The organism is Sinorhizobium meliloti (assembly GCF_017876815.1).
GTDB lineage: Bacteria > Pseudomonadota > Alphaproteobacteria > Rhizobiales > Rhizobiaceae > Sinorhizobium > Sinorhizobium meliloti.
The window spans coordinates 1,014,193-1,040,385 of record NZ_JAGIOS010000002.1; the positions used below are offsets into that span (position 1 = coordinate 1,014,193).

The following is a 26,193-nucleotide window of genomic DNA, read 5'->3' on the forward strand; positions in this document are numbered from 1 at the left end:
ATTACACAGGAGCAATTCGAATGACCAATGCCGGCCTCTCGCCCCTTCGCGGTCTCGCGAAGCTGCGCAAAGCGAAAACGCGCCGCTTCTCCAGCCATGACCGCACCGGCGGCAACGACGACAGGCTGCACATCGAACCCGGCAAGACGGTGGTGATCGGTGAATACGAAGGTGCCGGCATCGTCACCCATATCTGGGCGACGCTCGCATGCGAGAGCGAGGACTTCCTGCGCAAAATCGTGCTCAGGGCCTACTGGGACGGTGAGACGGAGCCGAGCATCGAAGCGCCTGTCGGCGACTTCTTCGGCATGGGCCATGCCCGCACCGCCAATTATACAAGCCTGCCGATGCAGGCCAGCCCGGAGGATGGCAAGGCCTTCAACTGCTACTTCCCCATGCCCTTCGGCTCGCAAATGAAGTTCACCGTCACCAACGAGGCCGAACACGACGTCCTCTTCTACTACTATATCGACCTCGAGCTTCACGATGTCCTCGAGGAGGACATGGGCCGTTTCCACGCACATTACCGTCAGGCACGGCCGGCGGGTATGAGCGAAGCCGGGCTGACCAACGAACAGTTCCTTTTCGGCGGCGAGAACGTCGATGGTCGAGAGAATTACACGATCCTTGAGGCCGAAGGGCGCGGCCATTACGTCGGCGTACTCTACAGCGTATACTCGCGGCGCCGTTCCGAGGTCTGGGATTGGTATGGCGAAGGCGACGACATGATCTTCATCGATGGCGAGCAGGGACTGTCGGTACCGGATACCGTGCGCAAGCCCGATCCGCGCATCGGTCCGAAGGCGGCGTTGATCGAACCGCGGCCCGAGTCTGAACCAGGTGCCAACGACGCCTGGCCACCGACCCTGCACGGCACGGGCACGGAAGACTATTTCAACACCGCCTGGTGTCCGACCCAGGATTATAGCGCGCCCTACCACGGCATCATCGCGGCCGGCGGCCCCAACTGGACCGAACCGGTAACGCTCTACCGCTGGCACATCGAAGATCCCGCCATCTTCCACAAGGCCATTCGGGTGACGATCGAACGGGGCCATGCCAACCGCCGCGGCGACGATATCTCCTCCGTAGCCTTCTGGTACCAGGCAGAGCCGCATAAGCCCTTCGGCAAGTTCCCCGATGTTGCGGACCGGGTACCGACTTATCGCCGCCCGTTCCACAACATGGAAGCGGCAATGAAAAAGGCGAGAGGCTGAGATGGCCAGCGTTGAAATAAGGAATGTGGTCAAGCGCTTTGGTGCGCTGGAAGTCGTCCATGGTGTCTCGGCAGAGATCGCCGACGGCGAATTCGTCGCGATGGTCGGCCCGTCGGGCTGCGGCAAGTCCACCCTTCTGCGGATGATCGCGGGCCTTGAGGAAATCTCCGACGGAGCGGTCGTGATCGGAGGAGATATCGTCAATGAGGTCGCTCCGAAAGACCGCAATATTTCGATGGTCTTCCAGAACTATGCGCTCTACCCGCACATGACCGTTGCCGAGAACATGGCCTTCGCGCTTCGCTTGGCCCGCCTCCCTAAGGACGAGCAGAAGAGGAAGGTGGGCGAAGCGGCTACCATGCTCGGCCTCGACGGCCTGCTCGACCGGTATCCGGGGCAGCTCTCCGGCGGTCAGCGCCAGCGCGTCGCCATGGGGCGGGCCATCGTCCGCCGTCCTGAAGTCTTCCTGTTCGACGAACCCCTGTCAAATCTCGACGCAAAGCTCCGAGTGCAGATGCGTGCCGAGATCAAAGGTCTGCACCAGCGCCTTCGCACCACCAGCATCTACGTGACGCATGACCAGATCGAAGCCATGACGATGGCCGACCGCATTGTCGTGATGCGCGACGGCAACGTCGAGCAGATCGGGACGCCGCTGGAGATTTTCGACTATCCTCGCAATCTCTTCGTCGCGAGCTTCATCGGCAGTCCCTCGATGAACTTCATCCAAGGCGAGGTCGTTGACGGTACGTTCCGAGCGCCCGGCGGCATCACCATTCCTGCTCCCCATCTGGCCCCCAAGGGGTCGGCCGTCGCGGGAATAAGGCCGAACAAGCTGCAGATCGGCACTACCGGCCCCTTCGCCAAGGTGCTGATCGCGGAACCGACGGGCGACGAAACACACCTTTTGGTGGAGCTTGGCGGAGCGCAACTGGCCATGTTGCTTCGCGAACGCACCAGCCTCGCACCCGGTGACGAGATCGGCCTCGCCTTTGCCTCCGCTGATGTTCACTTCTTCGACGGTCAGACCACCCTGCGGCTTGGAGCGCTTCCCGGAGAAGTGCGAAACGGTTTTCCGTCCGCAAGTGCGTAGAACCAGCCGCGCGACCTCACCGCCAGTGGGCGCCGGTCAGGCCGGGCCCTGACGCTGCGGAGGAGCAGGGAACAAATACCGTGAAAGCCGGTTGAGTCGCGAAGCGGAAAGGAGCGACCATGTCCAAGCCGGCAAGCAATTCTGCGCAGGTGCGCGGCGACATCCAGCATGGAAGGACGGGTGACAAGAGGCGCGGCTTCGATCCCGCGGCGGCGCCGCTCGAGACTGACGACGAAGCAGGCGGTACGCCTCCCGGCAGTGAAGCGGTCCGAACCGCCAGGGCCGGGCAGGCGGAGGGGAGGCCGGCCGATACCTCTACCGAGTACAACGACGCGATGCGGCCGCTTGCAGCGGCGGAGACCGCCGGACCGAACAGGCAACGGCTGGGGCTGAGCCTGGCCATTGTAGCCATGGCCATCGTGATAGGCGGCTTGATCTACGCCGGCGGGCTTCTCTCGCCGTGAAAGCGGTTCTTCAAACAAGCCAATCGAAGGAGTCTCCAAATGCCTGACCGTCGACGCCCATCGAAAGATCCTCTATCGGAACTGGCCGCTCGCGAGGAAGCCATGTATTTGCGGCGCTCGTCGATGCGCTTTCTCGAATGTGCGATTCATCTCTGCGTGACGCATATGACGCTTCAGGAGGTGGCCGACCTGCTCGAGAAGGAAGCTGCGCAGCTTCGCCGCTTCGGATGAGGTCCGGCAGGGACGGGTCGTCAGCTCCTACGCGACGGTGAATTGCCCCTCTGGCCTGAAGGCCAGAGGCTCGGCTTCCCAGTCGCAGCCGTCATTCAATCCAGTCGCGCCTTGTTCCCGACATCTGCCGAACCTCCGAGGATCCTCAGGGTGGGCTCGTCCAGATACGGGCGCTCGCCGCGCCGCAGGAGATAGACTTCCCGCTCGGGATTGGCTTCGATGACGAAGCCTGCGCTTCGCAACATCGCCTCGACGCCGGCGCGGTTGGGAATGAACCAGTTGGTGGGGTCATCCGCGAAGCGGTGTTCGACGAAGAACAGCTTCGGATGGTCGGGCCGGTCGAAGATCTCCCACTCCCGGAAATCGTAATCACCCTTGAGGCTTGCAACGGAATCCGACCCGCGCTGCATGCACTGGAAGAGCATCTGGTCGCCGACGACGTGCTCGTAGAGAAGGTCGAGTGCCAGCAGCGGATGGCGTAGGTGATAGAGAACGCCCATGAAGATGACTAGGTCGAATCTCTCGCGAAGGCGTGCCGCGTCATAGACCGACATCAGCCTGTATTCGATGTCGACCCCCGCCTGCTCCGCGGCAAACTTCGCCTGCCGCAGATAGTGCGGGTCCGAGTCGATGCCGAGTACGCGTCCGGCATTGCGGCGTTTCATCTCCTGTGCGTAGAACCCCGCATTGCAGCCGATGTCGAGGACGCTCCTTCCTTCGAGGTCCTCCGGCACGACATGCCTGAAGGCCTTCCACTTCACCGCGGGATAGTCGCCGAGAAAGTGACCGGGCGCCGTCTCGATGCCCCCGATCCGCATGTTGTGGAACCAGGGACCGAGCGCCGCAATCTCTTGCGCGATGACCGTTCGGTCTTTCGTCTGTTGAACCATGATCACAGATCCTGACTGACGATGGAAAGTTGCGGCTGGCGCCGGGTGCGGCCGGACCGGCGTTCAGCGCGGCTTCCGCCAAGTGCGCTCTGGAACCAGGTGATCGTATGCGTCAGCCCGTCCTCCAGAGGAACTTTCGGCTCCCAACCGAGAAGCTTCCTGGCGCGCGCGATATCGGGACGGCGACGCTGCGGATCGTCCGCCGGCAGCGGCTCATGGACGATCGTCGAGGCCGTCTCGATCCTGGAGAGGACCAGCTCCGCCAGTTCAATGACGGTGAATTCTCCGGGATTGCCGAGGTTCACCGGTACCGCAGGGTTCTCCTTACGGTTCATCAGCCGGATCAGTCCGTCCACGAGATCGGAGACGTAGCAGAAGGAGCGCGTCTGCTCGCCACTGCCGTAAACAGTGAGCGGCTCGTTCTTCAGCGCCTGGACGATGAAGTTCGAAACGATCCGTCCGTCATTGGGGCGCATATGCGGACCGTAGGTGTTGAAGATGCGAGCGACCCGCGTGTCGACGCTTCCCGCCCTCAGACTGTCGAAGCACAGGGCTTCGGCCGCGCGTTTGCCCTCGTCGTAGCAGGCCCGCGGCCCGGTGCAATTGACGTGGCCCCAGTAGTTCTCCTGCTGCGGATGCTCCTCGGGATCGCCGTAGATCTCGCTTGTGGAGGCCTGCAGAAACGTGGCCCCGTGCCTTTCGGCGAGCCGCAGGAGATTTCCCGTCCCGGTCACGCTGGTCATCATCGTGTGGATGGGATCGGCCTGGTAGGACGGCGGCGAGGCCGGGCAGGCCAGATTGTAGATCTGGTCGACCGGTTCATCGATGTCGATTTCATCGCAGACGTCCTGTTCCACCATGGCGAAATAGGGGTTCGCCTGCAGGCCGATGAGATTGGCAGGGGAGCCGGTGAGATAGCTGTCGAGGCAGATCACCCGGTTGCCGGCGCCTAGAAGTGCTGTACAAAGGTGCGATCCGACAAAGCCGGCCCCGCCGGCAACCAGGATGATCTTTCCTCGGCTTGCTTTGTTTCTTTTAGCCATCGGCCGTTCTCCTTTCGGGTTAAACCGGAAGCCGCCGCTCGGAACGCCTGGTGGCGAGACCGGTCCTGGCGGCGACGCTTTCGATTGCCTCGACAAAGGTCCGTGCGCGCGCCGCGGAACTGTGCGCGGCGGCGACGCGTCGATAGGCGCAATCGGCAAGTGCTTTGCGTTGTTCTTCGCCGAGCCTCGTCAATGCCGTGACGACATCGGCGCTGTTCTGCGCGATGATCACGGCCTCGCCGGCCGGGAAGAAACTTTCGATCCCCTCCCACCAGTCGCTGACGAGCGGCGTGCGGCACGCGGCCGCCTCGAAGAGGCGAACGCTTGGGGACCAGCCGGCTGCCACCATGTCGGCTCGCGTGACGTTCAGGGTGAATCGCTGGCGGCTGTAGAATTCAGCATGTTTGCCGGGCGGCAGATGTTCGATGCGCTGGACGTTTGCGGGCCAGTCGATGTCATCAGGATAGCTCGGCCCGGCCACGACGAAGCGCATGTCCGGCAAGCGCCGCGCCGGCTCGATCAACAGGCGTTCGAGCGCGGGCTGCCTGTCGGGGCTGAAGGTGCCGAGATAGCCGAGGTCCCACTCCGTGGCCGCACCGGTATCGCGATAGGCGTCGAGGTCGACGGCGCAATAGAGGGGTACCGGCCGCCGCGCCGCGAACTCGTCCCGCAGCCGGTCAAGCGTTCTGCCGCCGGAGAAGGAAAAATAAATGTCGAACGCCGCAACCTGTCTTCGCGCGAGAAACTCCTCGTCGCCGCGCTCGAGCTTGGCGAGCGTCACGGGCGTGTCGATGTCGTAGAAGCACAGGCGTTTCGGTCCGAGATCCGCGACCACGTCGATGACCTCCACCCCATCAGGCACATAGGAGCCGATGACGACGGCATCCGCGCCGAAAAGCCTGTGCGCATGCTTGGAGACGAGTTCGTACGGGTCCGTGTAGAACACGAGGTCGCAGAAATCCGGCGCGGCCAGATCGCGGTTGCTCGCATACCAGGGCACGTCCCGTTCCAGGAACGTCACCTTGTGCCCGGCAGCGTCGAGCGCGCGAAGCAAAGCACGATAGGTCGTCGCATGACCGTTGCCCCACGAGGAGGACAGCGAGAGACCGAGAATGACGATGTCGAGCGGTCGCTTCATTCGGCAGCCTCCATGCGGTGCGCCCGCCGCAAGACGCGATCCACCTCCTCGGCACGATGCGCATAGGTATGCTCGGCGAGAACGCGGCGGAGCGCCCGCTCGCCGATCTCCCTGGCGCCGGCAGCCGTCAGCTTCTGCATCAGTTCGGCGACGTCCCGGCCGTCTCTGGCGACCAGCACTTCTTCTCCGGGCTTCAGGAAGAGCTCGATGCCCTCCCAGTAGTCGGTGATCAGGCAGGCGCCGGCGCCCGCGGCCTCGAAGACGCGGGTTGCCGGCGAGAAGCCGTTTTCGGCCATGCTGGCGCGTGAAATATTCAGGACGGCATTCGGCGTCGTGTTGAAGGCATTGTGGTCGGCGGTCGGGACGTGTCCGATATAGGCGACATTCGGGGACAGAGACTTGTCGTGCCACCCGGATCCGCCGAGCAGGAAACGCCGCTGCCAGAGCTTTTGCGCCGGCTCGAGGAAGAAGGCCTCCACGCGCTCCTCCCGATCTGGCAGGCGGTTGCCGAGGAAGGCGAGATCGGCGACAAAGCGCGGATCCGGCGGCACCGGATGGTGCGTCTCGGGATCGACGGCATTGTAGATCGGAACGCATTCGCGGGCACCGAGCACGCGATAGGCGTCGACCACGGGATCGCCGCCGCCATAGGTCAGCACAAGATCCAGGGAGGAAAGCGCGCGGCGAAGCGGGTGGTCGGGTGCGGCCTTGAGCTCGGCCAGAGTGGCTGGTGCATCGACATCCCAGAAGATTTTCAGCGCCGCCGAGTCTGCCGCGGCCATCACCTCGGCAAGCAGCAGCTCGTCCTCGAAGCCGACGCCGCTCGCCTTGACGACGATCTCCGCCTTGGCTGCTTCCTGCGCCACTCGCTTCAACGCCTCGACGGTCCCGTCATAGACGACGACCCTGCACCAGGAGGGCGGGTCGATATCGCGGTGCTTCTGCCGATCGTAGACATCAGGCTCGTAGAAGGTGATCTGATAACCCCGTTCGGCAAGCGCACGGAGCAGGCCGCGATAATAGGTGGCCGCGCCGTTCCAGTAGGCCGAAACGAGACTCGATCCGTAAAATGCCAGTCTCATACCTCGACCTCCTCCGAAATGATCTGTCGCGCGCCGGAGCGCGGCCTGTAGGAGGCCACGATGGCGAGCAGCTCGTCGACGCGATGGCTGCATGTGTGGCGCGCCCGGACCGTCTCCAATCCGCAGGCGGTCATCTCCGCGGCGAAGTCCGGTTCGGCGAGCAGCTGGCGCAGAAGGCGCGTCATCTCCTTGCCGTCCTTGGCAAGGCAAAAATCCTTGCCCGGCCGGAAAAGCCCTTCAGCATCGGTCCATGGCGCCGAAATCAGCGGAATGCCGCAGGCAAGCGCCTCGAAGACGCGGATTGTCGGTATTCCCGGCAGAGCCTCGACATAGGGCCGGCGCGGAATGTGCACGGTGACCCGATGCTCGGCGAAAGCCCGCGGAACGGCGGCATTGGCGAGCCAGCCGCCATAGTCGATTTTTGCGGAGCGCAAGGCCCTGAGCGCGGCCTTGGGATATCGCACGCCGCGGACGGTCGTCCTGAGCTTCAGCTTTTTCGCCGGTTCGACCAGAAAGGACATGATCTCGCTGCTGCGCTCGTCGTCGCCCCAATTGCCGATCCAGATGAGCTCGCCCCGCTTCTCCACTTCCGGCATCGGGTGGAACAGCGAGGTATCCGCAGCCTCGTGCCAGGTATGGACATGCCTTCCCCAGCCCGCCTGCAGATAGCGCTCCCGCAGCGCCTCACCGAAGGCCAGAACGAAGTCGTAACCGGAAAGGTCGAGCCGGGCGATGTCCCGCTCGGCGCTGACGGCGCGGTGATGGGTATCGTGGAAAGCGAGCGTGAAGCGGCCGCCTTTCAGGCGAATGCGGCCGAGCTCGGCGACGAGGGCGGGATCGGTCCACTCATGCACGATGACCATGTCGGCCTCGCAGGCCGCCGCTTCATGCTCGAAATCGGTTCCGTAGATCCCGACCCGCAAATCCGGGAAGGCCTTGCGGAAGGCCGCGATCGCTCCGTTACCCTGATCTACGATGAGATTGCGCCGGCTCCAGGAATCGCCGGGCTCGAGCGCTACGGCCTCGTGGCCGCGCCGGATGAGTTCGCGCATGATGCCGCGCAGAAAATGCGCATTGCCGTGGTTCCAGTCGGACACCAATGAGTGGGTGTAGAAGAGAAATCGCATCCGCTCACTCCGCTGCCGTCAATCGATCGGACCCGCTCATCACGCGCCGGTAGGCGGCGAGCACCGCGTCGCGCTGGGCCTCGACGGTGAAATCGGCCGAGCGCAGCCGCGCCCGCCGGCCAAGGTCGGCCCTGAGCTTTGCATCCTCCGTCAGCCGGTTGACGGCTTCGGCAAAGGCGGCGGGATCGCCGGGGTCGGCGAAAAGGGCGGCACCCTGCCAGAGCTCGCGATAAGTTTCGATGTCGGCGAGAACCAGTGCAGCGCCTGCGCGCGCCGCCTCCAGCGCCACCAGGCCGAAGGGTTCGTAGACCGATGGAGAGACGACGATAGCGGCCCTCGACATCAGCGTCATCGTCCGGTCGTGGCTGAGCTCGCCTTCGTGATCGGCATGCATGATCGCCAGGTGCTGCCCGTTCGGCCCTTCGCAGGCACCGGCCATCACGACCGGCCAGTCTATGTCGGCGGCCGCCCTGTCGAGCACGGCGCCATTCTTGCCTTCGTCCCACCAGCGACCGGCCGCAAAAACGAAGTTTTCCCTGGCGCTGACGAAGCATGCATTCCGGCTCGCATTATAGACGACTGCGAGATCGTGGATTTCACCGTAAGTACGCGTCAGGGCCGCGGCATGGCTTCGGCTCGGCGCGAGCACCAGGTCGGCGCGGTCGAATCCCAGCCGGTTCAATCGCTTCTGCCAGCGCCAGGCTTCCGGCAGACCGGACCCGCGCACCGCAGCGAACCAGGTGGCGACGCAGGAATGCGAGACGGTGACGACGGGGACCTCCGCCGTTATTCGCGCGGCTTGGGACGGCAGGTTGAGATGGAGGAGATCGACGGAATGCCTGAGCGCAAGTTCGGACAGGAGCTGCGGCACGCGGTCGAGCTCGCTCTCGTCTTCGACCATCCAGTCGAGCGGTGTCGAGAGCCATTCGAGCCGGCCGATGCTCTTCGCCTCGCGCCGTTGCTCCGCGGAAGGTTGAGGGCCGAGGCCGACGATCAGCGTCTCCACGCCGGAACCCCGCATGGCGGCAGCGAGATCCATAGCATAGCGCCAGACGCCGCCCACGGCATCGACCGTCATCAATACCCGCCGCGGCAGTGGGCCGGAGACGTTGTGACGGTCGTCAAATCCAGCGGCGGAAAAGGGGGGAAGGCTCACGCGGTGACCCTCCGCGGTTGGCGCCGGATCCCGCTGACCGCGCCCCGATCGTCGTGAAGCCAGGCGTAGAGGTCGCGCAAGCCCTCGCGCCAGGGCATCCCGGCCTTCCAGCCGAGCGCATCGGCGATCGCGCGCGTATCGGCGACGAAGTACAATTGGTCGCCGGCGCGCCAATCGCTTTTTGCCGTCGCGAGCTTGCGGCCGGTCAAAAGCTCGATCTCGTTCAGCACGTCGACAATGCTGACGGCATTGCCGGGTCCGCCTCCAAGATTGAAAGCGCGCCCCTTCAGGCGGTCGATCGAGTTCAGGAGCGCCCTGTAGGCCGCGACCGCATCGGTGACATGAAGAATGTCGCGGACCTGCTTGCCGTCGCCATAGATCGAAATCGGCTCGCCGGCGAGCGCGCGAATGAGGAAATGGGCGACCCAGCCCTGGTCCTCGGTGCCGAACTGCCTCGGCCCATAGACGCAGCTCATCCTGAGCACGGCGGTCGGCAAGCCAAAGGAGCGGGCATAATCTAGCACATACTGGTCGGCGACGCCCTTCGAGCAGCCGTAGGGTGTACAGAAATCGAGCGGTTGGGTCTCGCTGACGCCATGCTCGCGCGTCGCTTCGTCGGCCGGCATGTAGCGGCCCCGCATGTCCTGCATCTCGATGTGCCCGAGCGCGCCATAGACCTTGTTTGTGCTGGCGAAGATGACTGGCGCGCGGCGCCCGGCCAGGCGTGCGGCTTCGAGCACGTTGAGCGTGCCGCGGGCATTCGTCTCGAAATCGTCCGTCGGCCGCTCGAGGCTGGTGGTTACCGCCGTCTGGGCCGCAAAATGAAACACGGCCTTGGCGTCTCTGAAGGCAGCTTCGATCGCGCCGAGGTCGCGGATATCGGCGATCAAGGCCTCGACGGCGCGGCCGTGGCCGTCCACCAGCCATTCGAGGTTTCGCTCGACGCCGGGACGGCTGAGATTGTCGAGAACGATCACGTGCTCGCCGTCGCGCAGAAAGCTGTCGGCGAGATTGCAGCCGAGAAAGCCGCTGCCGCCTACAACCAGGATCGGCGCCGCCTTGCCGGAAAGAGCGGGCGCCGCCAGATGCCGGTCCGTGCCGACGGTCCGGCCGCTCATAGGACCAGCCCCCGTGCTTCCAGATGGCGTTTCATCTCGGCACCGCGGTCGATCGCGCCGGCGCTCCGGACCCATTGGGCGAAATCCGCAAGCGAATCCTCGAGCCGGTGGGCCGGTTCGAAGCCGAGAAGGTCGCGTGCCTTGGCGATATCGGCGAAGCAATTGCGGATGTCGCCGGAGCGGGCCTTGTTGATGATCTCCGGCTCGATATCGGGGACACCCATCGCTTCGGCAAGCAGCGAGGCGATGTCCGCAATGGCGTAGGCGTTGCCGCTGCCTATATTGATGACGTGGCCGGCGGCGTGCGGCTGTTCGAGCGCCAGCCGGAAGGCACGCGCCACGTCGCGGACATGCACGAAGTCGCGTTTCTGGCGGCCGTCCTCGAAGACCATCGGCGATTGCCCGTTGGCAAGCCGGGAAGCGAAGTTGGCAAGCACGCCGGTATAGGGGTTGGAAAGTGCCTGGCCGGCGCCGTAGACGTTGAATAGCCGCAGCGCCACCGCGTCCGTGCCATAGGCTTCCCCGAATATAAGGACCTGACGCTCCTGCGCATATTTGGTGAGCGCGTAGATCGAAGCGAGATCGACGGGCTTATTCTCGTCGGTGGCGATCGGCCTCAGGCGTTCGCCGTCAGGACCGGACGGGTTCCAGGCGCCGGCTTTGATCTCGGCGGGGGATCGCCGGATATGCGCACGGCGCTCGCCTGCCGTAGTCTCGTACAAGCCCTCGCCGTAAACGCTCATGGAAGAGGCGACGACGATCCGCCGGATCGGCATGCCGATCATCGCCTCGAGAAGGACGGCGGTGCCCAGGTCGTTCACGCCGACATAGCGGGAAATCTCATACATCGACTGGCCGACGCCGACTTCCGCGGCGAGATGAATGACGTGATCGACGTCCTTCAGCGCGCTTTTCACCGCGTCTGCGTCGCATATGTCGGCGCGCCGCATGTCTACTTCCGGTGGCAGCGTGACCTGCGCATCCGCATGGACCTGATCGTTCAACGCATCGAGGACGCGCAGGTCGTAGTTCCTTGAAAGAAGCTCTTCGACAACATGCCGCCCTATGAAGCCGCAGCCGCCGGTAACAAGTACTTTTGTCATAATGCACCTGATGATGACCAATCAGAGATAGAGACAAACCTCCAACAAACCTGCGTCGCAAATGTTCCTTCTTCTTTGACTTCTTCTTCTTTGATGTTCTTCTTTGATCCCCCGCGGGGCGTCGCCCGTGCCAAGGTACAAACCTCTCTTTCGCGGGAGTGTTCCACGCGAACTGCGGGCATCAGGAACAAAAGCTGCAACATCAAGTTAAGGGCGGAAGGCTCTTGAACATTGCTCAGAGCTTTCTTTGGCCGGGGCAGGGGCGGGTCCGGCGGACCTCGCGACACCCTTTTCGGGCTGCCGGACAGGTCTCCACCGAGGGAAGGAGCTGACATGAACATCAGCATATCTCAGCGGACGGACACGATGTCCGCCGCTATCGTCACCGGGCCGGGTACCGTGCGCATAGAGACGTTGCCGTTGCCGCAACCGGGTCGCGGCCAGGTGCGGATAAGGCTCGAAGGCTGCGGCGTATGCGCCTCCAATCTAGTTCCCTGGGCGGGTCCGGAATGGATGCAGTTTCCGACGGAACCCGGCGCGCTCGGACACGAGGGCTGGGGAATTATCGACGCGGTCGGCGAGGACGTGCACGGTTTCGCGCCGGGCGATCGCGTGGCGGCGCTTTCCTACCATGCCTATGCCACGCACGATATCGCCGATCAGAGCGCGATCGCGCCCTTGCCGGCGTCTCTTGCAGGTCAGCCCTTTCCCGGCGAACCGCTCGGCTGTGCCTTCAACATCTTCCGGCGCAGCGCGATCAGTCCGGGAGAGACCGTGGCGATCGTCGGCATCGGTTTTCTCGGGATTCTTCTGACCGAGCTCGCAAGCGCTGCCGGCGCGCGGGTGATAGCGATATCGCGCAGGCCGTCTTCGCTCGCCGCGGCCAAGCAGGCCGGCGCGAGCCAAGTGATTCCCATGGACGATCACTGGCGGATCATCGAAGAGGTGAAGCAACTGACCGGCGGGCGCTTCTGCGATTGCGTCATCGAGGCGGTCGGCAAGCAATGGCCGCTCGATCTTGCCGGCGAACTGACGAAGGAGCGCGGCAGGCTCGTCGTCGCAGGATATCACCAGGATGGCCCGCGGCAGGTGAACATGCAGCTCTGGAACTGGCGCGGCCTCGACGTGATCAACGCGCATGAACGCGATCCTGCCGTCTACATGCGCGGCATGAACGAGGCGATCGAAGCGACCGCAGCGGGTCGGTTCTCTCCCTCGCGGCTCTACACCCATCGGTTCCCGCTCGAAGAACTCGGCGCCGCGCTCGACATTACGCGCGACCGGCCGGAAGGTTTCATCAAAGCGCTGGTGATCTGCCATGAGTGACGCAATACAGCTTTCAACGAGCCCGAAGGCCATCATCCGCCCCCGCGTCGGCTTTCTCGGCGTTGGAAGAATCGGCTTCCACCGGATGAAGGCGGTGGTCGAAACCGGATCCGTCGAAACCGTCGCGATCTTCGATCCTTCGCCGGAAATGGCGGCGGCGGCCCGCGAGTTGACCCCCGAGGCTTCCGTCGTGAACTCACTCGAGGCACTGCTCGACCACGAGCTCGACGGCATCGTGATCGCCTCGCCGAGCGCGCTCCACGCCGCCCAATCGATCGTGGCTCTGGAGCAGGGCGTGGCGGTTTTTTGCCAAAAACCGCTCGGCCGCACGCGCGACGAGACCGCGGCGGTGGTCGAAACCGCCCGGCATGTCGACAGGCTTTTGAGCGTCGATCTCTCCTATCGCTACACCGACGGCATGCGGCAGATCCGCGACCTGATCGCGTCGGGCGAACTCGGCACCGTGTTCGCGGTGGACCTCACCTTTCACAACGCCTACGGGCCGAGCAAGCCGTGGTTCTACGACAAGGCGCTTTCCGGCGGCGGCTGCGTCATAGATCTCGGCGTGCACCTGGTCGACCTCCTCCTATGGGTCCTCGGGTTCCCGGACGTCGCTCGGGTGGAAAGCAGGCTCTTCGCCAAAGGTCTGCCCATCCGCCGCGACGGCGACGAGGTCGAGGATTACGCGGTCGCTACAGTCGAACTGGCCAACGGCGTTCTCGCCCGGATCGCATGCTCATGGCATCTGCAGGCCGGATGCGATGCGGTGATCAGCGCCGACTTCTACGGCACCGAAGGCGGCGCCAGCCTTAGAAACGTCAACGGATCGTATCTGGACTTCACGGCCGAACGCTATCGCGGCACGCAAGGCGAGGTGCTTGCGGTTCCCCCCGACGCCTGGGGTGGACGCGCGGCGGCCGGCTGGGCCGAGAGGCTGGCCGCAGGCGAGCGCTTCGATCCCGACAACGAGTATCTGGTCACGGTGGCGGATGTGCTGGACAGGATTTATGGGCGGTAGGGTGGCGTGCGGTCCGCTGCGACTCCATCCTAATCCCCGTCGATCCGGCGCCGAAGGAGCCTCGCATAGCGCGCGGCTGCGGCCTCCAGCCGGGGGACTTCCTCGGGGGCGGCCGCGGACTTTGCCGACATCCACAGTCCCAGCTGGAAAGCGAGATAGCAGATTTCCAAGAGCTCCATCAGCCCGGCATTTTGACCGCGCGACCAGCCTTCGGAGACGGCCGCACGCAGCTCCGCCCGCTCCTCCCGCGTGAGGTCGAATTCTATGCTCGCTCCCGCAATGTCCCAGCCGATGTCCTGACAGCCGATGAGGTCATGGGCACTGCTGTGGTCGAGCGCGTCGGTCTTGAGAATGTGTCGCTCTCCTTCGACCAGCCATTCCCACCGGTGAAGCCGGTTGTCCGTATCGACCGGCAGGATCGTCGAATTGTATCGCTCCGCATCGCCGAACCTGGTCTTCAACCGCGACGCTGCCGCTCTGCCCAATGCCTCTTCGGTGTTGATCATTGCCATCTCGCAAAGTTTGGCCATGGATGCCCCTTGCGCCGCTGGCGGCGGCAGGCTGCGCGCCCGGAAGGACAGATATCGGCCGAGATGCGCGATGAAGGCCGGCCGGCGGAATTCCGGCGGCGCCATCAGCCTCGCGGAAACCCATTTCTGAACCAGAAAGCCATGGCACAATCCGGCGACCGGGGGCGTGAAGCCTGCATCGGCGAGGAGGCGGGCCTTGACGAGCTTTCGCTGCCCAGCGTCGCCGAGTCCCGCAAACTTGACGAGCCACGGACCGTCGGCGGTGTGCGCCAGGAATTTCCGGCGTTCGAACCTGCCGTCCACGGGAGGCCAGCGATCGCCGGGAAGCGTCTTGCGCCATAAGCCGGCTGAGACGTCTTCGAGCGGCTTCTCGAGCGGGCCGACGAGATGGGCGATCCAATCGGCGAGGTGGCGCGCAGAGTTGGACGGCCTGATCAGGAGATCGTCGACGTCGATGACATTGCGCGGCCTCGCCGCCCAGCGCTCGCGATGACGGCCGCAGGATTGCGGTCCAAGCCCGCCCTTGTGGCCGGGGAAGAAGTGAATGCGCCTGCCGCTGACGCCGTGATCCTCCAGCCAATCCGCGACGCATCCGAACGAGCTGCCGGAAAGGCCGGGTCCTTCGTCCACGATCGCGAAATTCGCCGCCCGGTCGCGCAGCAGCCGTTCCGCAAGTTGCGGCGCGACTGCAAGCCGCCGTTGGAACGGATCGCCGATCGGCCGCAGTGTGACCGGAGGCGCGGCACCGATGGAAGCCGCGACAATCGCCGAAAGCGTGGTCCCGATGCTGCGCAGGCCGATCACCACCGTGTCGGCAGGAAGCCCGGAGCCTGCCGCGGCCTCGAGATAGCTCTCCGGGTAAAGAGCATAGAAGGCGTAGCCTTCCGGCTCGCGAATGCTGAGGGAAAGCGGTGCCTGGCTGTTCGCCAGCGACCTTGCGACACGGGCCGGCACGACCACCGGGCCGGCGAAGCCCTGGCGCCAGGACCGGGCGACGAGTCCGGCAAGGTCGAGGAGGAGGCACTCGCCCGTCTGGCGCGATGCGGAGATTTCGTCGGCTCCCATCTGCGCCAATTCCAGGTCGGCAAGCCCCTGCACCAGTTCCCCGGCCCTGAGCAGGATGGCGACGAGCTCGGTGTGGCGCTCGATGCCCGCCGGCAGGTGTTGGGCCGCCTGCAGGCGCGAGGCGATCTCTGCGCATAGCATGTCGGCGCGCTCCAGGCGCTTTGCGTCACCGTATACGAGCATGAAGTTTCGCTCACTTTCCTGTCCGCCCCTTCAACGCGCTGCGGCTGAATTCGATCCGCGATGCGCGAGAAACGGGAGAAAGAAGAAGGAACCAATCGGTTGCGCGCGGGTTTGGCAAGCATTGTAGATACTGTGCAGGAGTAGTGGTGAGATGCGATCGAACTCCATTCGGGTCGGGCTGGTCGGTGTCGGCAATTGCGCGTCCTCCCTCGTCCAAGGGCTGACATTCTATCGCGACGCGAAGGAGGACGAGCCGGTTCCGGGGCTGATGCATACCAATCTCGGCGGATATCACGTCGGCGATATCGAGGTCTCCGCGGCCTTCGACGTCGCCGCTTCGAAGGTCGGGCGCGATGTCGCCGAAGCCATCTACGCCGCTCCCAATAACACGTTCCGCTTTGCGGATGTTCCCGCCACCGGCGTAGTCGTCGAGCGCGGCAGGACGCTCGACGGCATCGGCCGCTATCTGCGCGAGGAGATCGAGGAGTCCGATGCGCCCGCCGCTGACGTTGCGGAGGTCCTGCGGCAGACCGGGACGGACGTGCTCGTCTCCTATCTTCCGGTCGGTTCCGAAGTCGCCACGCGCTGGTATGCGGAGCAGGCGCTTGCCGCCGGCTGCGGCTTCGTCAACTGCATTCCCGTTTTCATCGCCTCGGACAAGTCGTGGCAGCGCAAATTTGCCGAGCGCGGCCTGCCGCTCATCGGCGACGACATAAAGAGCCAGGTCGGCGCGACCATCGTGCACCGGTTGCTTGCCAATCTCTTTCGCGACCGGGGGGTGCGCATAGATCGGACCTATCAGCTCAATTTCGGCGGCAATACCGACTTTCTCAACATGCTCGAGCGGGAACGGCTCGAATCGAAGAAGATTTCCAAGACCCAATCGGTCGTCAGCCAGATGGATATTCCGCTCGCGGCCGGCGACATCCACGTCGGCCCGAGCGATCACGTCCCTTGGCTTGCCGACCGCAAGTTCGCCTATATTCGAGTCGAGGGCACGACATTCGGCAACGTTCCCCTCAACGTCGAAGTGAAGCTCGAAGTCTGGGACTCGCCGAATTCCGCAGGAGTCGTCATCGATGCGGTTCGCTGCGCCAAACTCGCAATCGACCGCGGCATCGCCGGTCCGCTGATCGCCCCTTCGAGCTACTTCATGAAATCGCCGCCGCAGCAGTTCACCGATGCCGAAGCGCGTAGACGCCTGGAGGAATTCATCGCCGGCGATACCGACGCACTTCTGGGGGCGGCCGAGTGACGACCACTTTCCTTCTGGTGCGCCATGCCGCCCATGACAGGGTCGGCTGCTTTCTTGCCGGGCGGACCGGCGACGTACCGCTCGGCATCGCGGGCCGCGAGCAGGCTCAGCGGCTCGCGGCCCGTCTGGCCGGCGAAGGCATAGGCTCGATCTATGCGAGCCCGCGCAAGCGCACGCAGGAAACGGCCGCGGCGATCGCCGCGGCGTCGGATGTCGCGGAGGTCGTGACCACGGAAGCGCTCGACGAGGTGGATTTCGGCGACTGGTCGGGCAAGACCTTCGACGTCCTCGATACCGACCCGCTCTGGCGGCGATGGAACGCTATGCGAAGCCTCGTGCGTGCCCCCGGCGGCGAGACGATGCTGGACGTGCAATGCCGGGCGGTGGGACTTGTCGCGGCGCTGGCGCAGCGGCACGGCCAGGAGAAGGTCGCTCTGGTCAGCCACGCGGACGTCATCAAAACCCTGGTCTGTCACATCCTCGGCCTTTCCTCCGACGCCTGGCCGCGCTTCGATATCGCGCCTGCCTCCGTCTCGGTGCTGGTGATGGGCGATTGGGGAGCGAAAATCCAGACGCTGAACGAAAACGTGTCGTAGCCGGCCGGCCCGTCCGCCGGTGCCGCAAGCGCGGGAAGCCGGCCGGCGTTTCCGGCAATTCGGAGGTACTCATGATCGAAGCCGCCATGATCTGGAACGAGCCGAACAACAAGTCGCATTGGGATCCGGAGATCGATCCGGACTGGAGCCGCTTTGCCCATATGGCAAAGCTGGCCGCGGCTGCGATCCGGGAGGTCAATCCCGGGCTCACGCGCGTGCTCGGCGGAATTTCGCCGATTGATCCGAACTTCCTCGCTCTTATGAAATCGCAAGGCGTGCTCGACCACGTCGACGCCGTTGCGGCCCATGGTTTCCCACTCGACTGGAACCTCTGGCAGATCCATGAATGGCCGCAGAAGCTTGATGAACTGAAGAGCGTCACCGAACTGCCGGTCTGGGTAAGCGAGGTCGGCGTCTCCACCTTCGGCGCCGAGGAGGTGCAGCTTTGGGGACTGAAGCGAACCGCCGAACTCCTGAAGGGCCGGGCGGATCGGATCCAATGGTACAGCCTCTACGACCTGCCGCGGGCCTGGCCCGCGACGACGCGACACCGGGAGGCCGAGGGCTCGTCCTATTACCGGCATTTCTACATGGGTCTTCTGCGCGAGGACGGCTCGCCGAAACTGGCGTTCGAGGAGTTTGCCCGCCACACGCCGGAGATCGGGCTCGTACAATGGTTCCATTTCGAGGACCCGCGCCTCGATGATGCCGTCGCCTGGATGAAGCGCCTAGGCGTCACATATCTGCGCACCGGTCTCTCCTGGGCCGACCGCTTCCGGCCGAACGCGCTCGACTGGTTCGACCGCCAGATGGAGGCACTCGAAGATTTCGACGTCACCGTCACCTTCTGCTTCACGCCCGAGCACCGGGGGCTTGCCCCGCACCACACGAGCGCGCCCCTCGTTCCGGAGGAATTCGCCGAATTCTGTGCCGAAATGACGGCGCGTTATGCGCCCGCCCCGTCGTCCTTCGAGCCCTTGCGCCCGGGCCTCGCGATGGCGTCGACGAGCCTGCCGATCGAGCCGCGTGAATAGGTCACGCCCTGGTAGAGAGCGAGCATCGCCGAAGCCCAGCGGAGATAGGCGGCCGGCATGTTCAGGGCTCTGGCAAGCCAGAAGACACGGTGGCTGTTCGCGCTGATCGCGCTACGCAGCCAGTAAACCAGCATCCGCCGTGCGGGCAAGCCGCTCCACTTCGGCGCAACGCGTTTCCTCGGCTTGATGCCGGAACGCGGCCAGGCCAGCCGGAAGGCCAGCCCCTCTCGCCTTTGCCTGAAACCGGCAGCCTGTGTCTCCACGACGAAGGCACTGTCGACCGCACTCAGTTCGAGCCTTCCCTCCTCGATCGCATCGGCCACGAGCGCCTGCAGCAAGGGTGAGCGAACGACAACCACATTCGTTCCCCGGCCGTCGGACGAATAGGGCTCGACCCAGGCGTCGCCGAAGGAAATGTCGGCGGTTTCGGCCACGACGTCGTCGCAGAAATTGCAGGCGGAATTCTGGAAGAACCCGGCTCCCCAGTCGCCGTCGACCAGATGCCACCAATCCTTGCTTCTCGTGCTTCCGTCCTTGAGCCGCAGATGGGCCGTGTACCAGTTCGCCGGTCTTGCCGTATCCTTCAGGCGGTAATCGACGCCCGCCACGGCGTTCATTTCCGTGTCCATCTGCCACGCGAAACTTTCCACGAAGCGGGTGCTCTTCATGTGTCCGCAGAAGAGGCCGAGGGTGAAGGCAAGGCGCTCCTCAAGCACCGGGTCGTTGAGGCAGAGGAGATGGATCGCTTTGATGAAGCAGGGAATCCCGACGACTGCGTAGCGGCCGGGTTGCCGCTTCATTTCGGCGATGACACGAGAGAGCTCCACCGGATAATAGCGCGACTTGGCGCCCTTGCGCAGGTCATCCGCGGTCCGCGAGACCTGATACTGGAAAAGACGTTCGCCGGCGCCTGAACAGGGAACTACATGCGCCACCGCGTCGACGAGGTTCCTCTTCAGAAGCTCCGCGGCCGTCCAACTGGCCATGCCGCCGGAACTGCCGTCCGCTCGAAAGCTGCCTTCGCTGACATGGCCGACATAGGCTGCCTCGAAGCGGCCGATCCGCGGATCGTAAAATTGCGCCGATCCGAAGCGCGCCTCGGCGATCTGGTCTTCGCTTCGGGCGTGGGGCGAAAAGGGGCACAGCTCGGCGAACCCGTCGGGGCGATGTGCAGCGGCCGGTTTTAGCTGGCCGTAGCGATCGAGACTCATCGCAGCGCTGCCGCCCGATTGCGCCATGCACGTGCCGCAACCGATGCAAAGCCCGGATTTCGCCATCTGCCCCGGCGAGAGCAAGGCGCTGGCCGAGGCGGGTGCGGGGCGCTCAGGCGAGAACATCTGTCAGATAGGTCCGTGATTGCCGGCGGAGCTCGGCGAGCCTTCGCGCGATGGCCGGGCTCGGGGCTTCTGCGAGAAGTGTCTCGTAGCCGGCTTGCGGCGTCGCCTGCGACACCACGTGCCGTTCCGCACCGGCGGTGTGTGCGAGATCGGCGATCTTGTTGGAACGATAGTCTGAAAGGACCGTGACGAATGGCTTGGCGTTGAGGAGAGAGAAAATGCAGCCGTGGAAGAAATTCGTCGCGACGGCCTCGGCACCCGCGATACAGGCGGCGAACTCGTAGGGACCGGCATCGAGCCACTGCTCGTCCGCCCATTCGTTGCGATAGCCTATGCTGACGAGAGGCAGCGAGCGCGTCGTCGCCCAATGGCGAACCGCGTGCTGAAACCAGGACGGGAACGAATGTCCGTAGACCGCTATATAGGGGCGCGAAACCAGAGTATTCGGACCGAAGGAAATCGTCTCGGGGAACTGCAGGCAAGGGTCGAGGACGAGCGTCGCCTCGCGTCCGACATCCTTTTCGATGATCGCCCTCGAATTGTCGTCGCGGACGGAAATTCCATCGAATTTCCGCAGCCTTTCAGCCCAATATGGTTCGAGGCCATTGGCCGCGGGGTGGTTTCCGAACGTCGCCGCGTAGGAAACGGTTCTCTTGGCCGAGAGGCCCTCTCCGTAGAAAAGCGAGCAACCGCCGTACCAGGGATGCCGCAAGTTCCAAACCTCGTCGCTGCCCACGACGACGATATCGCATTCTTCGGCACCATCAGGGTCGTCCAGCGCGAAGGGGGCACTCATCGGCACCGACGCCAGAGCGCTCTGAAATTTTCTGATCTTGGAAGCGTAGAGCGGAATGTCCCCGCGCGGGGTTCTCTCCGGCAGGAGCGGCTGCATAGCGCAGCGCCACTCGGCCCGGGTGACACGGGCGGAATGATGATCGAGGACAATGGGGTCGGTGCCGAGCGAACGAAGTCCGTGGACAAGAGATCGCGCCTGCCAGAACGATCCATAATTGATGCAGCGGTGGAAGGTCAAAACGCCGAGCTTCGCCAACGGCCCCTATCTCCTGATCATGGAAGCAGATCGCCGGGTCCAACCGGATTCAATCGAAGATGGTTCCTTTCGCGCCCTCATATTCGCGCGCAAGCTCCTCGATCGCCGCCGATGCCTCCTCGAACGTCCAACCGGCCGCCTCGGCCCGACGGGCGAGCGCCAGCAGATCGTCGGTCAGCTCCCCGCCCATGGCCGCCACGATGCTTTCCTGGGATGTCGCCGCCAGCTCCGAAACGGCCGGTCGCAGAGCGGCGATGCAGTCCATCTGGCGACCCGGATAGTCGGAAGCGCGTTGAGGACGGGAAATGGCTTGTGACTCCTCCATCTCGGTCTCCTTTTGCTGTCAGTCGTCAAATGACGGGCCCGGCCGATTGTTCCTGCGGCAAATCGGTGTGGTTCTAATCGCCCGATCGGACCTTCTGGTCCTCGAGCCGATTGAGGACCTCTTCGGGCGTGATCTCCTTGGTGAGTTCACGGATGTCCTCTTCACCGTCCACCTTCACGCCCAGCCGGGCGGCTATCTCACGAAGAAGCGTGAGCAGTTGCGTCGCCTCCTGCTCGGCAAGGAGCGAAATCTGCAGATTGAGGTCGGAGCGCTCGTCGTCCCTCTCGGCCATCCGGTTCTGGCTGATCAGAACGAAGGTGGAAATGAAGATCGCCTCCACCGAAGCAACCATGGCGAGGACGGCGAAGGTCGGGTCGAACACCGGTATGCCGGGAACCAGCTCGAGGTTTAGAGCGATCCAGGCGCCGAACGCCAGGACGTGCAAACCGACGAACGTCATGGAGCCTGCGAAGTTCGTGATTGCCTGGGCGACCCTGTCGTGCGCCCTCCGCCCGCGTTCGTCTTCCTCGCGCCGCTTCAGGATGGCGTTGATGTTGCGCTCGAGTCTCGGCATGGTTCGAGCGGCGGACGCTCTTTCCTCGGCGCTGTTCCTTCTCGATGCCATTCGAACACTCGCGACACATTGTGGGCCGCCTTGTTGCCGGCGGCTACCGGCAAACACGTCAGGCTCCGCAAAGTTCCGCGCGAGAAGGACGAGGCGGAAGCTCCCAGGCCAGCGGCCGGGGCCAAGGCTCATCACCCGGTACGGCCGTGCCATGGGTCGGGCCCCGGGTCGCGTCCTGCGGCGACTTCCGAAAGCCGATCGAGATAGTGGGCCCAACCTTCGGCATGGCCGGCACATTGCTCGGCATTGGGCAGGCCCGAGTGGGTCAGCCGAACCAGCGTTCCATCCGGCTGCTCGATCAGGTCGATCTCGACCAGGCTCGAGCCAGGCGGCACGACATCGCTGTCGTCCCACCCGAAGCTGTAAGCCAGGCGGTGCACCGGCACCACCTCGCGGAAGGAGCCGCGGGCGAAGCGGGCCCCGGTTACATTGACGAGATAAAGCCCCTCGGGCTTCGGCTCGACATCGGCCTCCGTTCCCATCCAGCGCAGGATCTTCTCCGGGTCGGTAAGCAGGGCGAACACTGCCGCGGGCGGTGCCGAGACATGCGTTTCGCGGCGGACGACGAGACCTTCTTGCATCGGACTCCCCTTCGGTTGCCATCGAGCGCCGGCGAGAAGGACGGCCGCGCCGGACCGGACGGAACGATCATATCCCGACGGGAGCGCCCGCGCCACTGCCCGCGGAGCCGGGGCGATTCGATCAGTACCGCGAGCCGAGATCGGTTCACACATTTCCTGCAACTGCTCTATGATCAAGGCATGGACCTGCCCGCACCCCTCGCATGGCTTCTGGACGAGGCCGGTACCTCGTCCGGCCCCGACCCGTTCCTGGCAGAGCTTGGAACCCGGCTCCTCGCCGACGGCCTTCCGCTGGCCGGCGGTGCCCTGACTCTGGCGGTGCCGCATCCGATCATCGCGCGTCGCACCTGGCTTTGGCGGGCGGAGGACGGTGCGGTCATCGAGGCGCTCGGCTTTGCCGAAGGGCCGGTCGACCACGCCGGGCGCGACTGGCTGGCAGGGTTCGGTTCGGTGCAGGAGGACGTGGTCGGCCAGACGGCAGAGAATGTGGTGCTGGGCTGGGCCGGGACGCGGCGGTTCGATCCGGCCGAGGTCGCGCGGTTGCGGCAGACCGCCCGCTTCGCAGCGGCGCCCTTGGCCGTCCTGGCCGAGCGAGCGACTCGCGCGGCGCTGCTCGAAGCCTATCTCGGCCGCCGCAGTGCTGCCCGCGTGCAGGCCGGCGCGCTGAGTCGCGGCACCGGAGAGAGCATCCGGGCGGCGCTGCTCTATGCCGACTTGCGCAACTTCACCGGCCTTTCCGAGGAACATGAGCCGGCACGCGTGATCGCGGCGCTCAACGACTGGTTCGACCGGCTTGCAGGAGCGATACACGCCTTCGGCGGCGAGGTGCTCAAATTCATCGGCGATGGCGTGCTGGCGATTTTCCCGGTCAACGATTTGCCGGCGGAGGCCTGCGACCGGGCGCTGCGCGCGGTCGTTGCCGCCCGCGCGGGCATGGCGCATCTCGAGGGTCTGCGCCATGAACAGGAACTGCCGCCGTTGCGCTTCGGCGCGGCGCTGCATCTTGGGGAGATACTGTGGGGCAATGTCGGATCGATCGATCGGCTGGACTTCACCGCCATCGGTCCGGCCGTAAACCTGGTGAGCCGGCTGGAGGGACTGTGCCGGCCGCTCGGGCGATCGGTGCTGATTTCGGGCGCGCTTGCCGCCGAGACCAGAACCCCACTGGTGCCGCTGGGCGAACACGCGCTGCGCGGCATTGCGGCGCCCTGCGCCGTCTTTACCCTGCCGGAAACCTGAAAGATTATCGGCAAAACGGCCTGAAATCCGCGAAACATGCGGAGGAGACCGTTGATCCCATCGTCGCGGAGAAGTATTTCTTTTGTCGACAAGAAGGAGACCGCATGACCAACAAGGATACGGACACCAATTCAGCTCCCGAACGCAAGCGCGGTTCCGGCGTGAAGATGGTCTATGACCTCTTGCGGGACGAAATCCTCGATCTGGTTCTGCCGCCGGGCTGTCCGATCGACGAGGTGCAGCTCGCCGAACGGTTCAAGATGTCGCGCACGCCGATCCGTGAAGCGCTGGTTCGGTTGGCGGGAGAGGGGCTGATCGCTACGCTGCCCAACAGATCGACGATGGTGTCGAATATCGATTTCCTGAACCTGCACACCTTCTTCGACGCGCTGGTGCTGATGTATCGCGTCACGACGCGCCTGGCGGCCGAACACCACCGATCGGATGATCTCGAGGTGATCCGCGCCCGCCAGGCGGAATTCGCCGCAGCGGTCCAGGCGCAGGATGCGCTGGCGATGATCGCCACCAATGCCGCCTTCCATTCGGCCATCGCCGAGGCAGGCCGAAATCCCTATTTCATAGGCCTGTTCAACAGGCTTCTCGACGAGGGGCGACGGATCCTCAGGCTCTATTATCAGTCCTATAACGACCGGCTGCCGCAGCGCTTCGTCGACGAGCACGAGGATATGATCGCCGTCATCGCCGCGCGAGACGCCGAGGCAGCCGATCGGCTGGCGCGCGCTCATGCCGAACAAATCGTCGAGCAAATTCAAAAGCTTTTTGCCCGTAATGACCGGCTCGAAATTGCTCTGTGATCTTAGGATTATTTTTGTCGACAAATAAAATACAAATGGTATTTTCATCCCGAAGCACAGACAGAGTTGCCGGCTATGGCGTCATGTCTCTGCCATCCGACAGGCCAAAAGGAGTTTGAAATGAAGGCCAAGATTTTTTCGGGCGTGATCCCAGCCCTGATGACCCCTTGCAGAAAAGACCGCACGCCCGACTTCGATGCCCTCGTCCGCAAGGGCAAGGCGTTGATTGCCGATGGCATGTCGGCAGTCGTCTATTGCGGTTCGATGGGCGACTGGCCGCTCCTGACCGACGCGCAGCGCATGGAAGGCGTGGAGCGTCTGGTAAAGGCGGGCGTCCCCGTCATCGTCGGCACCGGTGCCGTCAACACCGCCTTGGCCGCCGCGCATGCGGCGCATGCCCAGAAGGTCGGAGCACAGGGCCTGATGGTAATCCCGCGCGTCTTGTCGCGCGGTCCCTCGATCGTGGCGCAGAAGGCGCATTTCAAGGCAATACTGGCTGCCGCGCCGGATCTGCCCTCGGTGATCTACAACAGCCCCTATTACGGGTTCGCCACACGGGCCGACCTCTTCTTCGCGCTGCGTGCGGAGCATCCGAACCTCGTCGGCTTCAAAGAGTTCGGCGGCAATGCCGACATGCGCTACGCGGCCGAGCACATCACCAGCCGTGACGACGGCGTCTCGCTGATGATCGGCGTCGATACGGCCGTTTTCCACGGTTTCGTGAACTGCGGCGCGACCGGCGCCATCACGGGTATCGGCAACGTACTGCCGAAGGAAGTGATTCACCTCTGCAACCTGTCCAGGGCCGCAGCCGCCGGCGATGTCGATGCACGCCAGCGTGCGCAGGAGCTCGAGCAGGCGCTTGCCGTGCTTTCCTCCTTCGATGAAGGGCCGGACCTCGTCCTCTATTTCAAGCACATGATGGTGCTGAAGGGAGACAAGGAATACACGCTCCACTTCAACGAGACCGACGCGCTGACCGAAAGCCAGCGCGGCTATGTCGAGGCGCAGTTCAAGATCTTCAACACCTGGTATGCCGAGTGGAGCAAGCTCCCGGGCGCCGTCGAGAAGTACAAGGCCTGATCGGGCCGGAGACGGAGGAGGCTCTCCATCAGGAGGGCCTCTTCCGTTTACCGCACGGCGGCAGCGGGGCCAAGCGCCACCCACAAGAGCAGAGCTGCCAGCAGGACCCATATTGAAATGACCGCCACGAGCCCGGCCCGGCTCACCGGCCGCTCGGTGTGTTTCATTGCTGCGGCGCGCAGGTCCGCAAGGACGTCGACTGGGATGAGCTTCAGCACGACGATGATGCCGACGGGAACGATGATCAGGTCGTCGAGATAGCCGAGGACCGGGATGAAGTCGGGTATCAGGTCGATCGGCGACAATGCATAGGCCGCGACCGCGCCTGCCGCCAGCTTCGCATACCAGGGCACACGGCGGTCACGCGCCGCCAGCCACAGGACGACGACGTCTCGCCTGATGCCCCTTGCCCATCGGCGTGCCCGGTCCAGCCACTTCACGTCTGAATTCCCCGCATCCCTCCTGTGC

Annotated in this window: 28 protein-coding genes; 12 read left to right on the forward strand and 16 right to left on the reverse strand. The window is 64.2% G+C overall.

Annotation, left to right across the window (positions count from 1 at the left end):
* Nucleotides 1–20 precede the first annotated feature (20 nt).
* The 4 genes from JOH52_RS23680 (at nucleotide 21) to JOH52_RS23695 (ending at nucleotide 3,005) form a co-directional block, all read left to right on the forward strand.
* Nucleotides 21–1,217 carry a glycoside hydrolase family 172 protein gene (locus JOH52_RS23680; RefSeq protein ID WP_013850104.1) on the forward strand — a complete coding sequence of 399 codons (1,197 nt, stop codon included), beginning with the start codon at nucleotides 21–23 and terminating at the stop codon, nucleotides 1,215–1,217.
* 1 nt (nucleotide 1,218) lies between these two features.
* The gene (locus JOH52_RS23685) at nucleotides 1,219–2,310 is read left to right on the forward strand and encodes an ABC transporter ATP-binding protein (protein WP_141333337.1); all 1,092 of its coding nucleotides are present in this window, start codon (nucleotides 1,219–1,221) and stop codon (nucleotides 2,308–2,310) included.
* Nucleotides 2,311–2,429: 119 nt separating this feature from the next.
* Entirely contained in the window at nucleotides 2,430–2,774 is a 345-nt protein-coding gene (locus JOH52_RS23690) for a hypothetical protein (protein ID WP_013850102.1), read from the forward strand.
* Between the two features lie 39 nt (nucleotides 2,775–2,813).
* The gene (locus JOH52_RS23695; RefSeq protein ID WP_013850101.1) at nucleotides 2,814–3,005 is read left to right on the forward strand and encodes a hypothetical protein; all 192 of its coding nucleotides are present in this window, start codon (nucleotides 2,814–2,816) and stop codon (nucleotides 3,003–3,005) included.
* Nucleotides 3,006–3,100: 95 nt separating this feature from the next.
* Here JOH52_RS23695 and JOH52_RS23700 read toward each other — a convergent pair whose 3' ends face one another.
* From JOH52_RS23700 to JOH52_RS23740, 9 genes are read right to left on the reverse strand one after another with little or no spacing between them, the layout of a single operon-like run.
* Complete coding sequence (locus JOH52_RS23700; RefSeq protein WP_127657740.1) at nucleotides 3,101–3,895, reverse strand: TIGR04290 family methyltransferase; 795 nt, start codon at nucleotides 3,893–3,895, stop codon at nucleotides 3,101–3,103.
* 2 nt (nucleotides 3,896–3,897) lie between these two features.
* On the reverse strand, nucleotides 3,898–4,938 hold the full coding sequence (locus tag JOH52_RS23705; RefSeq protein WP_014527566.1) for a UDP-glucuronic acid decarboxylase family protein: 1,041 nt from the start codon (nucleotides 4,936–4,938) through the stop codon (nucleotides 3,898–3,900).
* A gap of 19 nt (nucleotides 4,939–4,957) precedes the next feature.
* A complete protein-coding gene (locus JOH52_RS23710; protein ID WP_010975132.1) occupies nucleotides 4,958–6,076 on the reverse strand; it encodes a CgeB family protein in 1,119 nt (372 codons plus the stop codon).
* Entirely contained in the window at nucleotides 6,073–7,158 is a 1,086-nt protein-coding gene (locus JOH52_RS23715) for a CgeB family protein (protein ID WP_014527565.1), read from the reverse strand. The genes JOH52_RS23710 and JOH52_RS23715 overlap by 4 nt, the downstream gene beginning before the upstream one ends.
* A complete protein-coding gene (locus tag JOH52_RS23720) occupies nucleotides 7,155–8,285 on the reverse strand; it encodes a CgeB family protein (RefSeq protein ID WP_010975134.1) in 1,131 nt (376 codons plus the stop codon). The genes JOH52_RS23715 and JOH52_RS23720 overlap by 4 nt, the downstream gene beginning before the upstream one ends.
* A 4-nt stretch (nucleotides 8,286–8,289) precedes the next feature.
* Entirely contained in the window at nucleotides 8,290–9,441 is a 1,152-nt protein-coding gene (locus tag JOH52_RS23725) for a glycosyltransferase family 4 protein (protein WP_014527564.1), read from the reverse strand.
* Nucleotides 9,438–10,559, reverse strand: a complete 1,122-nt coding sequence (locus JOH52_RS23730; RefSeq protein WP_010975136.1) for an NAD-dependent epimerase/dehydratase family protein — start codon at nucleotides 10,557–10,559, stop codon at nucleotides 9,438–9,440. Before JOH52_RS23730 ends, JOH52_RS23725 begins: the two co-directional genes overlap by 4 nt.
* Nucleotides 10,556–11,662, reverse strand: coding sequence for an NAD-dependent epimerase/dehydratase family protein (locus JOH52_RS23735; RefSeq protein ID WP_010975137.1), 1,107 nt, complete (start codon nucleotides 11,660–11,662; stop codon nucleotides 10,556–10,558). Before JOH52_RS23735 ends, JOH52_RS23730 begins: the two co-directional genes overlap by 4 nt.
* The gene (locus JOH52_RS23740; RefSeq protein WP_127514007.1) at nucleotides 11,659–12,003 is read right to left on the reverse strand and encodes a hypothetical protein; all 345 of its coding nucleotides are present in this window, start codon (nucleotides 12,001–12,003) and stop codon (nucleotides 11,659–11,661) included. The genes JOH52_RS23735 and JOH52_RS23740 overlap by 4 nt, the downstream gene beginning before the upstream one ends.
* On the opposite strand from JOH52_RS23740, the gene JOH52_RS23745 reads away from it, so the two are divergent.
* Together JOH52_RS23745 and JOH52_RS23750 are read left to right on the forward strand one after the other, a co-directional pair.
* Entirely contained in the window at nucleotides 11,996–12,988 is a 993-nt protein-coding gene (locus tag JOH52_RS23745) for an MDR/zinc-dependent alcohol dehydrogenase-like family protein (protein ID WP_010975138.1), read from the forward strand. The two genes, JOH52_RS23740 and JOH52_RS23745, sit on opposite strands and share 8 nt — an antisense overlap.
* Nucleotides 12,981–14,006, forward strand: coding sequence for a Gfo/Idh/MocA family protein (locus tag JOH52_RS23750; RefSeq protein WP_014527563.1), 1,026 nt, complete (start codon nucleotides 12,981–12,983; stop codon nucleotides 14,004–14,006). Before JOH52_RS23745 ends, JOH52_RS23750 begins: the two co-directional genes overlap by 8 nt.
* A gap of 29 nt (nucleotides 14,007–14,035) precedes the next feature.
* Here the strand turns inward: JOH52_RS23750 and JOH52_RS23755 are convergent, their stop codons facing one another.
* Nucleotides 14,036–15,784: a hypothetical protein gene (locus JOH52_RS23755; RefSeq protein WP_014527562.1), complete on the reverse strand. Its 1,749-nt coding sequence runs from the start codon at nucleotides 15,782–15,784 to the stop codon at nucleotides 14,036–14,038.
* 151 nt (nucleotides 15,785–15,935) lie between these two features.
* Here JOH52_RS23755 and JOH52_RS23760 point away from each other — a divergent pair, with 151 nt between their 5' ends.
* The 3 genes from JOH52_RS23760 (at nucleotide 15,936) to JOH52_RS23770 (ending at nucleotide 18,669) form a co-directional block, all read left to right on the forward strand.
* A complete protein-coding gene (locus JOH52_RS23760) occupies nucleotides 15,936–17,039 on the forward strand; it encodes an inositol-3-phosphate synthase (RefSeq protein ID WP_014527561.1) in 1,104 nt (367 codons plus the stop codon).
* Entirely contained in the window at nucleotides 17,036–17,635 is a 600-nt protein-coding gene (locus JOH52_RS23765; RefSeq protein WP_010975142.1) for a histidine phosphatase family protein, read from the forward strand. Before JOH52_RS23760 ends, JOH52_RS23765 begins: the two co-directional genes overlap by 4 nt.
* 71 nt (nucleotides 17,636–17,706) lie before the next feature.
* A complete protein-coding gene (locus JOH52_RS23770) occupies nucleotides 17,707–18,669 on the forward strand; it encodes a glycoside hydrolase 5 family protein (protein ID WP_010975143.1) in 963 nt (320 codons plus the stop codon).
* Here the strand turns inward: JOH52_RS23770 and JOH52_RS23775 are convergent.
* The 5 genes from JOH52_RS23775 to JOH52_RS23795 all read right to left on the reverse strand — a co-directional run bounded on the left by JOH52_RS23775 (nucleotide 18,582) and on the right by JOH52_RS23795 (nucleotide 22,588).
* The gene (locus JOH52_RS23775; protein ID WP_013850092.1) at nucleotides 18,582–20,006 is read right to left on the reverse strand and encodes a Coenzyme F420 hydrogenase/dehydrogenase, beta subunit C-terminal domain; all 1,425 of its coding nucleotides are present in this window, start codon (nucleotides 20,004–20,006) and stop codon (nucleotides 18,582–18,584) included. The two genes, JOH52_RS23770 and JOH52_RS23775, sit on opposite strands and share 88 nt — an antisense overlap.
* A complete protein-coding gene (locus JOH52_RS23780) occupies nucleotides 19,993–21,057 on the reverse strand; it encodes a polysaccharide pyruvyl transferase family protein (protein WP_013850091.1) in 1,065 nt (354 codons plus the stop codon). Before JOH52_RS23780 ends, JOH52_RS23775 begins: the two co-directional genes overlap by 14 nt.
* A 49-nt stretch (nucleotides 21,058–21,106) precedes the next feature.
* Nucleotides 21,107–21,382: a hypothetical protein gene (locus tag JOH52_RS23785; RefSeq protein ID WP_010975146.1), complete on the reverse strand. Its 276-nt coding sequence runs from the start codon at nucleotides 21,380–21,382 to the stop codon at nucleotides 21,107–21,109.
* 73 nt (nucleotides 21,383–21,455) lie between these two features.
* Nucleotides 21,456–22,007 carry a DUF1003 domain-containing protein gene (locus JOH52_RS23790; RefSeq protein ID WP_010975147.1) on the reverse strand — a complete coding sequence of 184 codons (552 nt, stop codon included), beginning with the start codon at nucleotides 22,005–22,007 and terminating at the stop codon, nucleotides 21,456–21,458.
* Between the two features lie 131 nt (nucleotides 22,008–22,138).
* Nucleotides 22,139–22,588, reverse strand: coding sequence for an SRPBCC family protein (locus JOH52_RS23795; protein WP_010975148.1), 450 nt, complete (start codon nucleotides 22,586–22,588; stop codon nucleotides 22,139–22,141).
* Between the two features lie 180 nt (nucleotides 22,589–22,768).
* Between JOH52_RS23795 and JOH52_RS23800 the strand changes: the two genes are divergently transcribed.
* The 3 genes from JOH52_RS23800 (at nucleotide 22,769) to JOH52_RS23810 (ending at nucleotide 25,725) form a co-directional block, all read left to right on the forward strand.
* Nucleotides 22,769–23,827, forward strand: coding sequence for an adenylate/guanylate cyclase domain-containing protein (locus tag JOH52_RS23800; protein ID WP_014527560.1), 1,059 nt, complete (start codon nucleotides 22,769–22,771; stop codon nucleotides 23,825–23,827).
* A 104-nt stretch (nucleotides 23,828–23,931) separates the two neighbouring features.
* Nucleotides 23,932–24,642: a GntR family transcriptional regulator gene (locus tag JOH52_RS23805; protein ID WP_003528604.1), complete on the forward strand. Its 711-nt coding sequence runs from the start codon at nucleotides 23,932–23,934 to the stop codon at nucleotides 24,640–24,642.
* 120 nt (nucleotides 24,643–24,762) lie between these two features.
* On the forward strand, nucleotides 24,763–25,725 hold the full coding sequence (locus JOH52_RS23810) for a dihydrodipicolinate synthase family protein (protein WP_014530796.1): 963 nt from the start codon (nucleotides 24,763–24,765) through the stop codon (nucleotides 25,723–25,725).
* A 47-nt stretch (nucleotides 25,726–25,772) separates the two neighbouring features.
* Here the strand turns inward: JOH52_RS23810 and JOH52_RS23815 are convergent, their stop codons facing one another.
* Nucleotides 25,773–26,165, reverse strand: coding sequence for a YkvA family protein (locus JOH52_RS23815; RefSeq protein ID WP_010975151.1), 393 nt, complete (start codon nucleotides 26,163–26,165; stop codon nucleotides 25,773–25,775).
* Nucleotides 26,166–26,193: the final 28 nt, after the last annotated feature.